Source organism: Methanococcoides seepicolus (assembly GCF_023684405.1).
GTDB lineage: Archaea > Halobacteriota > Methanosarcinia > Methanosarcinales > Methanosarcinaceae > Methanococcoides > Methanococcoides seepicolus.
The window spans coordinates 12,753-27,821 of sequence record NZ_JAGSOI010000039.1; the positions used below are offsets into that span (position 1 = coordinate 12,753).

At 35.6% G+C, this 15,069-nt stretch carries 11 protein-coding genes and 1 pseudogene; 5 read left to right on the forward strand and 7 right to left on the reverse strand.

All coding sequences use genetic code 11. From position 1 onward, the window contains the following. Nucleotides 1–14: 14 nt before the first annotated feature. The 6 genes from pseI to pseB all read right to left on the reverse strand — a co-directional run bounded on the left by pseI (nucleotide 15) and on the right by pseB (nucleotide 4,870). Nucleotides 15–1,061 carry a pseudaminic acid synthase gene (pseI, locus tag KDK67_RS09525; RefSeq protein WP_250868558.1) on the reverse strand — a complete coding sequence of 349 codons (1,047 nt, stop codon included), beginning with the start codon at nucleotides 1,059–1,061 and terminating at the stop codon, nucleotides 15–17. Then, nucleotides 1,051–1,599 (reverse strand): UDP-4-amino-4,6-dideoxy-N-acetyl-beta-L-altrosamine N-acetyltransferase, encoded by a 549-nt coding sequence (pseH, locus tag KDK67_RS09530; RefSeq protein WP_250868559.1) that lies wholly within the window; start codon nucleotides 1,597–1,599, stop codon nucleotides 1,051–1,053. The genes pseI and pseH overlap by 11 nt, the downstream gene beginning before the upstream one ends. 45 nt (nucleotides 1,600–1,644) lie before the next feature. After that, the gene (locus tag KDK67_RS09535; protein WP_250868560.1) at nucleotides 1,645–2,340 is read right to left on the reverse strand and encodes an acylneuraminate cytidylyltransferase family protein; all 696 of its coding nucleotides are present in this window, start codon (nucleotides 2,338–2,340) and stop codon (nucleotides 1,645–1,647) included. Between the two features lie 34 nt (nucleotides 2,341–2,374). Next, nucleotides 2,375–3,499, reverse strand: coding sequence for a UDP-4-amino-4,6-dideoxy-N-acetyl-beta-L-altrosamine transaminase (gene pseC, locus KDK67_RS09540; RefSeq protein WP_250868561.1), 1,125 nt, complete (start codon nucleotides 3,497–3,499; stop codon nucleotides 2,375–2,377). After that, nucleotides 3,471–3,827: a polysaccharide biosynthesis C-terminal domain-containing protein gene (locus tag KDK67_RS09545; RefSeq protein ID WP_250868562.1), complete on the reverse strand. Its 357-nt coding sequence runs from the start codon at nucleotides 3,825–3,827 to the stop codon at nucleotides 3,471–3,473. Before KDK67_RS09545 ends, pseC begins: the two co-directional genes overlap by 29 nt. Before the next feature lie 74 nt (nucleotides 3,828–3,901). After that, nucleotides 3,902–4,870 carry a UDP-N-acetylglucosamine 4,6-dehydratase (inverting) gene (gene pseB / locus KDK67_RS09550; RefSeq protein ID WP_250868563.1) on the reverse strand — a complete coding sequence of 323 codons (969 nt, stop codon included), beginning with the start codon at nucleotides 4,868–4,870 and terminating at the stop codon, nucleotides 3,902–3,904. A 602-nt stretch (nucleotides 4,871–5,472) separates the two neighbouring features. Between pseB and KDK67_RS09555 the strand changes: the two genes are divergently transcribed. Then, on the forward strand, nucleotides 5,473–6,924 hold the full coding sequence (locus tag KDK67_RS09555) for a flippase (RefSeq protein ID WP_250868564.1): 1,452 nt from the start codon (nucleotides 5,473–5,475) through the stop codon (nucleotides 6,922–6,924). 50 nt (nucleotides 6,925–6,974) lie between these two features. Further along, a pseudogene (locus KDK67_RS09560) lies at nucleotides 6,975–7,967 on the forward strand (IS5 family transposase). 288 nt (nucleotides 7,968–8,255) lie between these two features. Here the strand turns inward: KDK67_RS09560 and KDK67_RS09565 are convergent. After that, nucleotides 8,256–10,457, reverse strand: coding sequence for an ArnT family glycosyltransferase (locus tag KDK67_RS09565; protein ID WP_250868565.1), 2,202 nt, complete (start codon nucleotides 10,455–10,457; stop codon nucleotides 8,256–8,258). A gap of 395 nt (nucleotides 10,458–10,852) precedes the next feature. Between KDK67_RS09565 and KDK67_RS09570 the strand changes: the two genes are divergently transcribed. The 3 genes from KDK67_RS09570 to galU all read left to right on the forward strand — a co-directional run bounded on the left by KDK67_RS09570 (nucleotide 10,853) and on the right by galU (nucleotide 14,809). Continuing rightward, nucleotides 10,853–13,315 carry a LamG domain-containing protein gene (locus KDK67_RS09570; RefSeq protein WP_250868566.1) on the forward strand — a complete coding sequence of 821 codons (2,463 nt, stop codon included), beginning with the start codon at nucleotides 10,853–10,855 and terminating at the stop codon, nucleotides 13,313–13,315. 219 nt (nucleotides 13,316–13,534) lie between these two features. Further along, nucleotides 13,535–13,627 carry a hypothetical protein gene (locus KDK67_RS14670; RefSeq protein WP_476738628.1) on the forward strand — a complete coding sequence of 31 codons (93 nt, stop codon included), beginning with the start codon at nucleotides 13,535–13,537 and terminating at the stop codon, nucleotides 13,625–13,627. Nucleotides 13,628–13,930: 303 nt separating this feature from the next. Beyond that, nucleotides 13,931–14,809, forward strand: a complete 879-nt coding sequence (galU, locus tag KDK67_RS09575; RefSeq protein ID WP_250868567.1) for a UTP--glucose-1-phosphate uridylyltransferase GalU — start codon at nucleotides 13,931–13,933, stop codon at nucleotides 14,807–14,809. Nucleotides 14,810–15,069 lie beyond the last annotated feature (260 nt).

Consider the following 15,069-nt stretch of genomic DNA (forward strand, 5'->3'; position numbering starts at 1 on the left):
TCCCATCCAAAAATTTATTCTACAAGATCCCAGTCTAAAGGAGTTCCTCTCTCAATGTCTTTCCTTGCTTGTTTGCGGAGTATTTTGCTTAAATATCTTGGATGTAGTCCAAATCCTGGTCGAATTGATCTAACATTCATTTCCGTAAACTGATCTCCAGCTTTAATATCCTCTACTGCAAACAGAGATCTTGAAAATTCGCGACTCTTTTTGATTTTCTCTGTTAATTCGTAATTAACATTTCCAAGTGCATTTTCAACTTCCCTCACAGCTATTACCATGGATTTGAACTCTTCTGGTTCAAGTGAGAATGCAGCATCCGGACCACCTAAATTTCGATCCAGAATAAAATGTTTCTCTACAATTTTTGCCCCAAGTGCCACAGACGCTATTGTGGCAGAAGTCCCTAATGTGTGGTCTGAGAGTCCGGTAACTGTTTTGAAGGTTTCTTTGAGATTTGGAATGGTGTTTAAATTCATTTCTTCAAGAGGAGCAGGGTATGCAGATGTGCATTTCAAAAGTGCTATCTGATGATTTCCCACCCTCTTGCATGCATTTATTACCTCTTCTATATCCGAGAGGGTTGCTATCCCGGTTGATATGATTATTGGCTTTCCTTTTGATGCGATGTATTCTATAAGTGGAATGTCCGTTATCTCAAAAGATGCAACCTTGTAGGCTGGAACATCCATATCTTCAAGAAAGTCAACTGATGTTCTGTCGAAGGGAGATGAAAAAAATATGAGCCCTAAATCTTCTGCTATCTCTTTGAGTTTAGGTTGCCAATCCCAAGGAGTATATGCTTCCTGATAGAGCTGGTAAAGTGTCTTACCATCCCACAGAGTGCCCTGTTTGATCTGGAAGTATTCATTGTCAGAATCTATAGTAATCGTATCTGGGGTGTATGTCTGAATTTTAACAGCATCTGCACCTGCTTCTTTCATGGCTTTTATGGTATCAACAGCAAGGTCAAAATTCTGAAGATGATTGGCTGACAGTTCTGCTATTATGAAAACCGAATTGTTATTTCCAATAGTCTTGTTTCCAATTTTAATTTCCATGTATCTTTTCCCTCTCTATAATGCCCATAACAATCATATCATACCAATTGCCGCTTTTGAAAACAAATTCTTTTAATCGACCTTCTTCTTTAAATCCTGATTTTTTATAGAAACTTATTGCACGTTTATTATTATCTATAACTTCAAGTTTCAATGTATGGAGCTCAGCAATATCAAAAACTAACTTTTTTAGACACTTGATTAGTAAATTTCCTTTATCTTTAAGTTTGCAGTAAGGATTTGAATATATTCCAAAATAACTATTTTTGTTTTTTAAATCTATTTTATTTAAAGAAATTACACCTATGAATTCCTGCCCTTTTTGAACAAACCAATAAAAATTTTTAGTATCATTTTTTAGATTTTTAATAAAATTCATGTGTTCTTCTGAAGATATGATGTTGTCAGAATACATCCATTCTCTGACACTGGCATGGTTTCTACAATTTCTCACGATTTCTTTTTCTTCTGTGGAAGTGTTTATGAAATTTTTGACCATCAAATCATCAAATATAAAATCTTTCTTTAAATTAAGCATTCACAAACTTCCATATATTTTAAAATCTAGATCTCCAGAAATTGATCATTTATAGTGTGAGTTGTATTTCTTCATTAAAATTTCAGTAATTTCAAAGTCAAGAGGCTCATCAATATCTACAGACTCCCTTTCTTCCATCACTAAAAACCCTACATTTTCTCCAACAATTGTATTTTCTTCCATTAAAAGATCTCTCTTGCAAATGTAGATTGCACCATTTTCTTTAAATAAGGATTTTGTTAATTGCCTATTTTTTAATTGAATCGGATATAGCCTTTCATAGTTACTTTCTTTTTCAATCCAATAATGTCCTCTATCTTCAACAACGCTTAAAACTGAATCAAAATTTCCTTCTTTGAGCAGTTTTATTCCCTCAAAAATCCTTTCATGATTCAATAAAGGTGATGTTGTATATAATAAAACAACTATATCTGGATTATAATTCTCATTTTCTTCAAGATACTTTATAGTATGCTGTAGAACAGGTAATGTAGGCGTTTCATCTCTGGCAAGTTCTTCCGGTCTGATGAATGGAACTTCTGCACCAAATTTTTGAGCAACTTCCGCAATTTCAGCATCTTCGGTGGATACAATTACCCGATCTATCTCTTTCACATTCAAAGCAGTTTCTATGATGTGGCCGATAAGCGGTTTTCCGCAGAGTTCTTTTATATTTTTTCTGGGAATTCCTTTTGAACCTCCCCTGGCAGGTATTATTGCGATGGTTTTGATGATGATCACCTTAAACAAGTTTCTATTAATCTGAACTTTAAAATCATTTCCAAGCCTTTATGGTTTTCACCACGAGCTCTACCTCTTCGTCTTTCATTCCAGGGTAGATTGGGAGAGTTATGATCCTATTGAACACATCTTCCGTTTCAGGGAAATCGTTCTCATCTAAATCAAAATGTTCGCGATAATAGCTGAAATGATATATTGGGATATAGTGAACATTCACGCCAATCTCATTCTTTCTCATATATTTAAAGAATTCATTTCTATTTATCGATTCATTTAATAGCACTGTATATATGTGCCATCCATGACCCACACCTTCTTTGGTAATAGGGGTTTCAACAAATTCACATCCATCCAACAGTTCATTATAGAGATTTGCAATCTCATTCCTTCTCCCTATAAAACCATCTAATTTTTTCAATTGCGAGATTCCAAGGGCTGCCTGAATGTCCGTCATCCGGTAGTTACGCCCAAGCATCTTCATATCATAGGCCCATCCAGCATCAGGACCATAGCGTGTAGCTGCATCCTTGTCTATACCATGGTTGCGCAGAAGCCTTACTTTTTCTGCAAGTTCCGGGTTGTCGGTAACAACAACTCCGCCTTCGCCTGTGGTTATGGGCTTGACTGGGTGGAAACTGAATACTGTGAGGTCTGCAAAATTACCGATCATCTTTCCATGGTAGCTGGCACCAAATGCATGGGATGCATCCTCTATCAATCGCAGATCGTATTCCCTTGCAATCTTTTTTATTTCATCGATATCACAAGGATGGCCTGCAAAATCAACATAAATGATAGCTTTTGTTTTTGCTGTGATCTTGCGTAGTATATCTTCAGGGTCGATGTTGCGTGTATCTTTTTTTATATCTGCAAAAATCGGCTTGAGATTGTTGTACAGAAGGGCATTGCTTGTAGCTACAAATGTAAAAGGGGTTGTTATAACCTCTGATCCTTTTGGCAAGTCCAATGAGCTTACCGCAATGTCAAGAGCACTGGTACCGCTGTTCACAGCTATGGCATATTTGCATCCCACATATTCACAGATGATATTTTCAAATTCAGATACCTTTGGACCTGTGGTTAGCCAATCGCTATTGAGTACCTTTACAACCTCTTCAACGTCGTTTTCATCAATCGATTGATGTCCATATGGGATCATTTAACACCTCATGGGGGATTGTATCCTCTTTATCTTCAGAGTTTTTACTGAACACTATTAAGTTGGCTTCTGTGTTAGAGATATTTTGAACTGCATGAGCAACGAAAGGAGGTATGTATATAATCTCCTGCTTTTCGGAATTTGTATCCATTATGATCTTATCCACTTCTCCAGATCTCATATCTTTTAATAGCAGTGCGATTTTTCCAGCTGTGATTGCAATCCATTCTTCTTTTTTCTTATGATAATGGTTGGCCCGAACTTTTCCGGGATTTACTGATACCAAATATGTATGTATGAAGTTAAATGGTTCATCTTCATACTTCATCGATACTAGCTCTGAAAGCCAGCCATCATCCCTTACATGCTTAACACGGCACAATCTGTTATGTCGCATACTTTTCAACACATTTCTTTAAGCTGCTCGTTGGTCAACCATACGTCGTTAATCTCACTCGAATATCTGAATCCATCTGGAAGAGTTTTACCACCGTTCAGGCAACCACTATCCCAGAAGGGGAATTCAGGTTCAATTACAAAATAGTCTGAAAATTCTTTACCATGCCTGGCCTCATCTTCAGTTATCATGATTTCATGAAGTTTCTCGCCAGCCCTTATTCCAGTGATAACTTTCTTTGCATCCGGTGCGATTGTGTCTGCCAGATCAACTATCTTCATGCTGGGTATTTTTGGGATAAAGACTTCTCCTCCCTTCATAAGTTCAATGGAGTTTGTCACAAAATGAACACCCTGTTCCAATGTCAACCAGAAACGAGTCATCTTTTCATCTGTGATTGTCAAGGTACCATTTTTCTTTTGCTCTTTGAATAGAGGTATTACACTTCCACGACTTCCAATAACGTTTCCATATCTTACACAGCTAAATCTTGTGTTTTTTTTCCCTGCATAAGTATTACCCTGAATAAACAATTTCTCTGCGGCCATTTTAGTGGCACCGTACAGGTTAACCGGATGAACTGCCTTGTCCGTGCTGAGTGCCATCACTCTTTCAACTGAGTTATCAATAGCAGCGTCAATCACATTCACAGAACCATCGATGTTTGTTCTGACAGCTTCTATTGGGTTATATTCGCAGGCAGGGACTTGTTTCAATGCAGCAGCATGAACCACGATGTCGATATCATTCATTGCACGAGACATTCTTTCTTTGTCACGTATATCACCTATCAAGAAACGAAGACGATCATCATTGAATTTCTGGGACATTTTGTACTGGTTGTACTCTCCTCTAGAGAATATCCTCAAGCTATGTGGGTTAAACTCTCTGAGGATAGTCTCTGTAAATTTTTGACCGAATGATCCCGTTCCGCCTGTAAGAAGTATATTTTTGCCTTCAAAGATATTTTTCATAATCGACCCTTTTCTAGTTTACTAAAACAATGTAGCATTTATATAATCTTCTAATAGAAAAAGATTTCTAGGCCGTTCTAATAAACCCTTGTAACAAAATAAATTTTATGGAATATCTATAAAATATAATAAATATAAGTTGAAATAATTTTGTCTGATTAGAGTAGTGATACATAAAAACAAAATAGAGTTTGGTTGCAGACCAAACATCGATGAAATAGTTGTTCTTAGATTATAGCAATAGAACAGTAGCTTGTTTTGTGTAATACTGAAATTAAAAGATAAGCTACTGACATAAACTCACTAAATAATTTTTAGAATTCTATTGAAGATTCCTGGTTTCGCTACTGTATGGCAATTCTGAGACAGGATTTCTAAAATAAGAAAAGAGGATGATATTTGGAAAATTACAAAGACGATAATGAACAAAAAATGGAATCGAAGGCACATTTGGATATAAGATATATACTGTTGTAGATACTGATAGTAATTTGATAAGAAAATTTAAGGCTACTAATAATTCCAATTGTTATAGTCAAGTGTTTTTTTCTAAATAAAGGGCTTACTATTTATATTAATAATCTTTACTAAAGTTGATTTACATGGCTCAATTCCACCTCTTCACACTTAGAGTAGGACTCGTATTTTTTACTCAACTAATTTTAGGTTTACAGAGTTTGATTTTGCTACCAATCTTAACAAAGAACCTCTCTATTGAAAATTATGGAATCTGGGCTCAAATAATGGTCACAATTGGTATAATACCCAACATTGTTCTTTTTGGTCTTCCATACACTATGGTTCGTTACATTCCTGCTCTTGAGAATAAAGAAGAACTGCAAGAAACATTTTATTCTATATTTAGTATAGTACTATTATCAGCGACAATATGTTCACTAGCTTTATATCTCTTTTCTGAAGAGATAGCAGACATACTTTTTGAGGAAAATATAATTATTGCAAATATATTGGCAATTATAGTTTGGTTTGAGTGCCTAATAATTTTCTTCATTAATTATTTCCGCGCAAAGCAGTACATTAAAATGTATTCATCCATAATGCTAAGTAAGTCCATTTTAATGATTTTAACCGTTGGATATTTTATATTTAATGGATATGGAATTCAAGGTGCAGTAAGTGGATTGCTCCTAATAGACATTATATTATTTGCTATATTGGCTTTGCTTGCCTATCGAGATGTTGGGTTTAAAGTCCCTCATTTCAAAAATTTAAAGGATTATCTCGATTTCGGAATCCCCACAGTACCAGGAAATCTTTCTAGCTGGGTAGTGAATTCCAGCGATCGCTATGTGATTGGAATTTTGCTCGGAGCATCATATGTTGGTTATTATTCTCCTGGATATTCACTTGGGGTCATGGTAAGGATGTTCGTATCTCCCCTTGCGTTTCTGCTACCTACCATTCTTTCAGAGAATTATGATAAAAAGCAAATGAATAATGTAAAACTCATCCTTACTTATTCTTTCAAGTATTTCATGATTATTGCAATACCTTCTGTATTTGGATTGTCCCTTTTGTCCAAACCCCTATTAACAATACTTTCAACCCCTGAGATTGCAGATAAAGGATATTTGATAACTCCTTTTGTAGCAATTAGTATGCTTTTGTTCGGAGCTTTTACGATACTATCACAAATAATAATGCTTGAAAAGAAAACAAAGATAATTGGCAAAATATGGATGGTTGCTGCAACTTTGAATCTTGGTTTGAATTTCCTCCTCATACCTCATATTGGAATTATAGGGGCAGCTCTTACAACCCTCATAGCATTTTGTTTCAGTGTAATTATAACAACCATTTATTCCAACAGACTACTACCCTTTGATGTAAGCCTGCAACCAGTGATAAAAAGCTTATTTTCTTCTTCTATAATGTCCATACCTATCCTTATTTATGAACCCACTGGATTGCAAAACATATTTTTGATTATTCTATTTTGTGCAATAATATATTTTTTATTAATGAATATATTGAATGTCTTCAAGGAAGAAGAAGTTTCGTTTATTAAATCTTTTTCTAGAGAATTCCGATAAACCCCTCCAACAGAAGTAAAATTTATAATTCATTATGATAATTTTATATTATGTCCTTAACGAACTTTGCCCTTAAAGAAGAGTACAAACGTCTTGAAAATCTCGGTGACAAGCTCTCTGAAATTGAATCTCTCATCGATTGGAAACCATTTCGTTCGATTATAGCAGAAATGTACAACAACAAAACAGAGTTGGGTGGCAGACCGAACCTTGATGAAATCGTCATGCTCAAGATGTTAGTATTACAACAATGGCATGGCTTATCTGACCCTGAACTTGAAAGACAGGCAACTGATAGAATTTCCTTTAGGAAATTCTTAGGTCATGTTAAATCAGAGATTTAACAGGAGTTGCAGATTTTCAATCTGCAACAATTTCCTGCAAAGGTTCCTGATAGCACTACTGTATGGGGTTTTCGGGAACGGATTTCTCAAACAGGAAAAGAGGATGAAATATGGAATGAATTACAAAGGCAACTAGATAGTAAAGGGTTGAAGATCAAGAAAGGTATGATTCAGGATGCAACATTCATACATGCCGATCCAGGACATGCAAGTCTTGGCACACCTCGTGGAAGTGAAGCAAAGACCAGAAGATGTAAAGATGGTACATGGACAAAAAAAGCATCTAAATCACATTTTGGATATAAGCTACATACCATTGAAGATACTGATTATGATCTAATAAGGAGATTTAAGACAACTACTGCTTCAGTTCATGATAGTCAGATCGATCTTTCAGAAAAAGGTGAAGTTGTTTACAGGGATAGAGGTTATTTTGGCGCAACTTCAAAAGGGTATGATGCAACCATGCAAAGGGGGGTGCGAGGACATCCGATTGGTATTAAGGATAAGATGAGAAACAATAGGATTAGCAGAATAAGAGCAAAAGGGGAAAGGCCCTATGCTGTTATCAAAAATGTGTTTACATCAGGATTTGTAAGAGTGACAACGTTGGCAAGAGCAAATGTCAAAATGCTAATTACAGCACTCAGTTATAATCTCTATCAATTGAGGACAATCAGAAGAAAATCTTTGGGATGAATAGCGATAGCTATTCAAAAAAGTTGAAAAGTATATAAATAGATACTAGCAAACTGCTGGAAATAGAGAGAAAGGCTCAAAAATTTAGCCGAACAAATTTGCTTTGAAAAAAATCAGCAGTTAATCGCAATTCTCTCTAGTTTAAAATTTTGAACATTTTTAATAATTTATTTAATAAATTGTCATAAATGGGGTTTTGATTTACTTTATAGACTATAAATAAGACTTTAAAACATTTAGTATATATCATTTAAAATATTGATTAATGAATTTGTTTAAGCAGTCCATTTATTCTAATTTATATACTTTTGAATTAGGATCATCTCCAACAAAAACAAGTTTAAAATTATTTCCATTTTTCTCTACATCATTAATCCATTTTTCTGCAGTTATTGTTTTATCTAAGTGCCCTCCTCTAGAGTTAAAAGCAATATATATGGTATTATCTGTTTCGTTTATTATGTGGGAAAACTGTTCTTTATCATGTATTAGAATGGTTTTATCCATATATCTCATATATGAATCATTACCAATTTTTCTAGAAAAGTAATTACTGTTTCCAGGTCTCAAATAGTAATCTGGCTCTTTATTATAATAATATGTGAACTGGTATCCATTTGAGATAATTGTAGCATTATTATTGTCATTATCTCTTATGTATATATTGTTGCTTTTCCAATCAGGTACATAATCAGAAACAGTAGTTGGTGCATAATATGGGTTATCGTATGTATCTCCATGTGTTCTTGAAGGGATAGAGATTGAATAGTTTAATGGAGCAATTGAAATAACTGTTATAATTATTATTGTTGCCATTACTAAAATGGATGTTTTATTACTATCTAAATATTTACTGAATATATTTTGTAATAATTCTTTATATCCTATAATAGCAATAGTTATGAACAATGGCATTATAAAAAATAAATAGCGTGTAGTTTCATGAAGGTGGTAATAACTTAACAAACCAATTTGCAACGACGCAATTCCAAATAAAAATAGGTTATCTTTTATATTTATTCTTCTCTGAACTAAATAATAAAATAGGGTAATTATGCCTATAAATAATAATACATAGTTTGAAAATAAAAAGTTTATAAAATAGTCTGAAAACGAATGTTTGGTTGTAAACCCATAACTTTCTACACAGATTTTGAAAATTTTCCCAAAAGTAAAGTTATTTTCTCGAATGTTGATAAGTATGTGGGCTAAAGGTATTAATAAAATAGGAAGGAAAATTATCAATAGATATTTTATTTTTAAAATTTCTTTTTTGAATTCAAACGTATATAATACAGCAGCAATTAGGATAATAAGTGGAGTAATATAACCGAATTTGTGAGTCATTATGGCAAGGAGAGCACTTATAATTGCTAATATCACAAAATTTTTATTTTGATGTTTAAATCCTATTATTGATGAATAAAATGTGAATAAAATTAAAAATGTAACCATTGAATACATTCTTCCCCATCTGGAAAATTCAATTGCCCATGGGAATATACACAATATGAATGAAAGCATGAGACCCATTTTTTTATTTTGTATTTCTTTTCCCAAAAAGTATAATATTAGTATTGTTCCCAATCCTGAAATAGCGCTTGGAAGCCTTACTGAAAATTCGTTTGCTCCTAAAAATAAAGCAAAAAAACTTGATAGATAACTGTGTGTTAAACCTCGGTTATAGTATGCTCCATCCGGTAGGGAAGGAACTCCATTTTCCAAGATACTCTTCATTGCTATGCCTAGGTATATTTCATCAGTACCCAAACTTAAATTCCCTAAATTATATATCCTTAAGTATATTCCTAATAACATTATCAAGAGCAAAACTATGCTGTAGAACCATCCTTCCTTATAGGTCCATTTCACAAAACTATAAGGCAACCTAGCAATCCAAACAAAAGGAGCAATCAGTCCCCGAAATGCCAGAGCACCATAATCTCTTCTGTTCCAATTTTCCGAGACCGCGTAATCCAAATTAAATCTCGTTAAAATGGCAAATTTCCTATCAAACTCATCATCTCTCTTCCTTTCTGCTGCTGCGTCCCTTTCTTGCTCCAGTTCCGCTTCTGCCTCGATTCTTTCCCTATTAAAGTAAAAAGTAAAAAAACCAAAGCCAATTGTAGCCAAAACCAAATAGAACTGAATAGAGGAAATAAAAGATACAACTGAGCTTAATAATTGGCTGCTTTCAATAAACTCAAATGTTAAACTTCCGATTGAGATTACTAATAGCCCTGCTAAAAAGAGGTTTCTAAAGTAGGGTTCTGTTTTTGCTTTAAAATACTCTTCGTCCTTTTGTATGAATATGAAAAACCAGCTAAAGCCTGATGTAAAAGTAATGATAGCCAATAGGGAAATATCAATCCAGACACTGACAATTATGGATGTGAAATGATGCAAGATCAGTGATATAAGACCTAGAATAAACAAATTACCAGTTACATCTAACAATGTATTTCTATATTTTTCAACAAGTGATCTCATATTGGTTTCTCGCTTGATACATGCTTCCTATTTACCGTTTCATTATATGGCTTAGAGAGATTTGTATTTGTTATCAACATAAAACTATTTAAACAATTTGTTATATTACCTGTAAGAATAGGATTATCATAAAACACTTTTGAATATCTGTGTCAAACCTTTTATATCAAAGAATTGGAATTCTAGGAATAAATTAGCTTAACCGACAGTGTGCTTATAATATGCAAAAAACTTTATCCATGAAGTAACTCGGCAATGCTTAGTAGTCAGAGATATGCTAAAGATATGAACAGGTTATATCTCGAGGGAAGCAGTTGCAAACAGACAAAATAATATGAGGAGTGTTATATAAAGTGTCAGATCGTATTCAATCTTTATCATGTATATTCGTAGTATTGGCTACCATTACCCTTTTTTCAGTTCCAGGTGTTTCAGCAAGCCATCTGGGCGAGGATCTGACCTCAAATTCAGGTTTTGAGGAGTGGGATGCCGGAAAACCTGTTAACTGGACAACACCGCACAGCGACTGGGAAATCGTACAGATCAGCGGCACAAGTGGCAATTTTTCACTGATGCTTGAAACAAACAGATACACTTCTCCTTCTTCAGCTAATATGGTCAGTGAAAGCATTGATGTTAATGAGGATGATCTGTTCTTTGTTACAACAAAGGTAAGAAGCAACAATGCGATTAATACCAAAGTACGGTTAAAAGGATATGACGACGACAGAAAAAAATGGATCACTCTTAAAACGTTTAATCCTTCCTCGGATATACAGCATGTATTTTATACAGTTCCTGAAGACATAACCCAGCTCCGTATGCGTTTGGAAGCCGGATATGTAGACGATAAGGACTGTGGACCTGCAAGCTCATATTTTGATGATATAAATATTATAGATCCCTCTGTAGAAAATGCAGAATTCTATTTGGAAGAGGGAGTCATAAGCAACAACGAATCTCTAAAAATCGGATCATACGAACTGGACCTCGTGGAAGCAAAGGACAATAAGGCCTTGGTCAGTGTTATGGCTTCAGGGAAGGCAATAGGTTCCGAAGTATTGATCCCAGGTGAAACTGTCGATTTTAAAATAGATAGCGATAAATATCTGGTCTTTTTAGTCAATGATGTTTTTGTAAATGAAGAATACTCAGAGGTCAGGATAAGCCATTTGATGGCAGGAAGAATCGTTGCAGAAGCCCCAACTATTCAGCCGATCGAGGAAGACGGCCTTATATTGTATTTACCTCTGGATGAAAATGAAGGATCTGAGATTTACGATTACAGCGGAAGAAGCTACTACGGTTCGACATATGGAGCAGATTGGACCGAAGGTATGGACAACTCTTGCCTTGAATTCGATGGCCTAACGGATTATGTGAAAATACCTGACACTTCCAGTACATTCGAAGAGGGAGATCATACCTTTACACTATGGGTTAAATCGACAGGAGTACGAGACAGTAAAAAATATATTCTGTGTCACTACAATTGGCGTCTTGGATGGAGGTCCGATTCAACACTTCGTTTTACTGTAGGCAGGATGAATGACAAAGATGGTCCAAGTTACAGTATAGATGCAGAGGTACCTGAACTTAAAAACGACTGGATCCATTTGGCAGGAGTGTACAAACCTTCTGAAAATAAAATAATGTTCTATGTAAATGGGGAATATGCGGGGGAAAAGGATATTGGTGAAGACAGGATCTGGGCGGATTACGGCAACCGCGACCTTTTAGTAGGGACTTCTAAACATGGAGCTGCAACGTTTTTTGAAGGACAGGTGGACGAGGTTCGCATTTATGACAGAGCGTTAAGCCAGCAAGAGATCGGGGAAATAATGTCCAGATCTCTCGGATTGTCAGGCATCTCTTCATATCATAACTCTATTTCAATAGAAAAGGATGAAGCAGTGTCTGTGGGAAATGGTTTCTGCCTTCAATATTCCAATGCTCCTTATTCGAATCTGGTCCTTATTGAAGGAATCACACAAACAAATGTATATTCTCTTGCCAATGACTCTGCTGGACAATCTTTGCTGTTAAAAAATGCTCAGGGCACACCTGTGATAAGGTTGAATATAGAGAGCATCACCAGTGAAAAGCTAATTCTGTCCGATATCTGGGTTGCAGATGAAAAAGCAGATGCACCTATCCTTGAAATAAGATCTATAAACTTTTCGGAAATAAGGACCTATGAACCTGCAACTATTGATGTGACCATTGTCAACAGCGGGTCAAGAACATATCGACCAGGTGGTGAAGATTCCATTGAGCTATATCTGGAAGATGATAAAGTGGATAGCTATAAGATCTCAAACGATCTGGCTCCAGGTGATACATTGGAATACAGCTTTGAAGTATGTTCACAAGAAGCAGGTAAAAGCCAGATAATGGCAATTATTTCCACAGATAGTGCTACCAATACATTAAGCACTACAGCTAAGATCGAACCTCCTATAAATCCTCCAGTTACCAGAATGCCATTATATATCGAGGAGACCGAATCAGGAATAACCCTACATTTAACATTGCATGGTTCCGGAATAAAGGGAGAATCCTGGAATGATAATGCACTGATCACCATAGGGATAAACAATCCCCTTGGATCCAGAACCTTCTATGAGAACTCGCATAAAGTATCGGGAACAGGTGTCAGAATCAAAATACCCTATGAGGAATTCTATGAAGGTGATGAGCAGTATATTGTAACTGTTAAATTTAGAGATGCTGAAAATAGTGTAATGACAAAAATAGCTGGAGAAGAGGGTACCTATAAGCCTCCTAACAATAGTCTACTCTTGGTGGCATTATTTGTACCTTTGTTGGGATATGTGATCAGGAAAAAGATTTATTAATAAATATCCGGTGAATCAAAATGATTGCATTTTCAGACTGATGATCTCTACACCACAAGACCAAGATCATTTTGATGCATCCAGAAAATAAATCCAGCCTACAGCTGGCACACCACTGCAATGATCACTGATTGTGGTAAAGGGTATAGTCTCTGTAGGGAAGGATTATTCCTGTGCCACTAGAGAGATATTCATCTGTGCCGAAGTCAAACACAGATTATCAGATCCGGGAAATTCCGACTGAAGATCATTGAAGTGCATCTGGTAGAGTATGTAGCGCATGACGACATCTTCAGATTTGATGATGAGTAGGGGTGGAAATGAATTACATTGATTTGCGTGATCTGCTTGAGTGTGGAATGTTTGATCGATGATCACTGCAAACGATTTGCATCTGGATATTCAGGTTCCAATCCATTTCTAACAAATCGTTAGGTACAGTTGATTCATTACGTCTCTGTGTTTGTTCAGATTGTATGAGAACCTATATTATTCCATTCTCTTCAAGAAAGAGTGGGAACTGTCAATGTTGGGTATAAAATCATCCTAACCTATAAATAATTATAACTAGATTAAAGCAACTATAAATGTGACTTATGAGAGGATGTGAACTTATTGGAAGTAAAAAAAGCAATTATACCTGTAGCAGGCCTTGGAACCAGATTTCTTCCTGCAACGAAATCGATGCCAAAGGAAATGCTCCCTATCATCGATAAACCGGTGATCCATTTTGTTGTTGAAGAGGCTCTAGCTTCAGGAATAGACGACATAATCTTTGTCACAGGCAGAAGTAAGAGGTCGATCGAAGATTATTTTGATGGGTCGCCTGAGTTGGAAATGCATCTGAAACAGCATAAGAAACACGATCTTCTCGAAAAGATTCAGGATATAGCATCTTTGGCTGATATCCACTACATAAGGCAGAAAGAGCCGAAAGGACTTGGGGATGCTATATTGAGAGCAGAAAAACATGTGGGTGATGAGCCATTTGCGGTACTTCTGGGTGATGATATCGTAGTGAATGAACAGCCCTGCACCAGGCAGCTCATCGATATCTACCAGAAATATGGGCGTTCCACCATCGCAGTTAAAGAAGTCCCGAAGGAAAAGATCAGCAGTTATGGGATCATAAAAGGAAAACCTTTGGATGATTCCTTGTATGCTCTGGAAGACATCGTTGAAAAACCAGATGTAAACAAGGCTCCATCCAATATCGGTGCTATTGGGAGATATGTGTTCACTCCTGAGATCTTTAATTGTATAAAGGAAACATCATCCGGTGTCGGCAACGAGATCCAGCTTACTGATGGCATACGTAATCTCAACAGGTCCCAGAAGGTATATGGCTACAAGTTCAGTGGAACAAGGTATGATACCGGGGATAAGGCTGAATATGTGAAAGCGATCATAAATTTTGCGCTGAACAATGAAAACATGAAAGATAATATTCTCGAATATTTGCAAGATGTTCTTGTTAGTAAGAATAATGCCTAAATTAGGTGAACTTCTAATGTTCAATATTTTGGGTTTCATTACGTCAATCAAACTTTATAACTATTGACAAATAATTCAGCACTTTTATATAGTTTATTACTTATAGTGAATCGATAGAGGATAATAAACCTATTATTGTCATTATGATGATGGGTTGTATAAATCATAGAGGAAAAATATGCAGTCAAGATCAAGAACCAAAATGCATGGAAGATATGCTAGTATTGGAATAACGATTGCCATTGTAGTAATGATGATCT

Excerpts from the sequence above, each read along its gene's own strand:
- pseI (WP_250868558.1), bottom strand. The coding sequence starts at position 1,061 with ATGGAAATTAAAATTGGAAACAAGACTATTGGAAATAACAATTCGGTT.
- KDK67_RS09555 (WP_250868564.1), top strand. The coding sequence starts at position 5,473 with ATGGCTCAATTCCACCTCTTCACACTTAGAGTAGGACTCGTATTTTTT.
- pseB (WP_250868563.1), bottom strand. The coding sequence starts at position 4,870 with ATGAAAAATATCTTTGAAGGCAAAAATATACTTCTTACAGGCGGAACG.
- KDK67_RS09565 (WP_250868565.1), bottom strand. The coding sequence starts at position 10,457 with ATGAGATCACTTGTTGAAAAATATAGAAATACATTGTTAGATGTAACT.
- pseC (WP_250868561.1), bottom strand. The coding sequence starts at position 3,499 with ATGATCCCATATGGACATCAATCGATTGATGAAAACGACGTTGAAGAG.
- KDK67_RS09545 (WP_250868562.1), bottom strand. The coding sequence starts at position 3,827 with ATGAAGTATGAAGATGAACCATTTAACTTCATACATACATATTTGGTA.
- pseH (WP_250868559.1), bottom strand. The coding sequence starts at position 1,599 with ATGCTTAATTTAAAGAAAGATTTTATATTTGATGATTTGATGGTCAAA.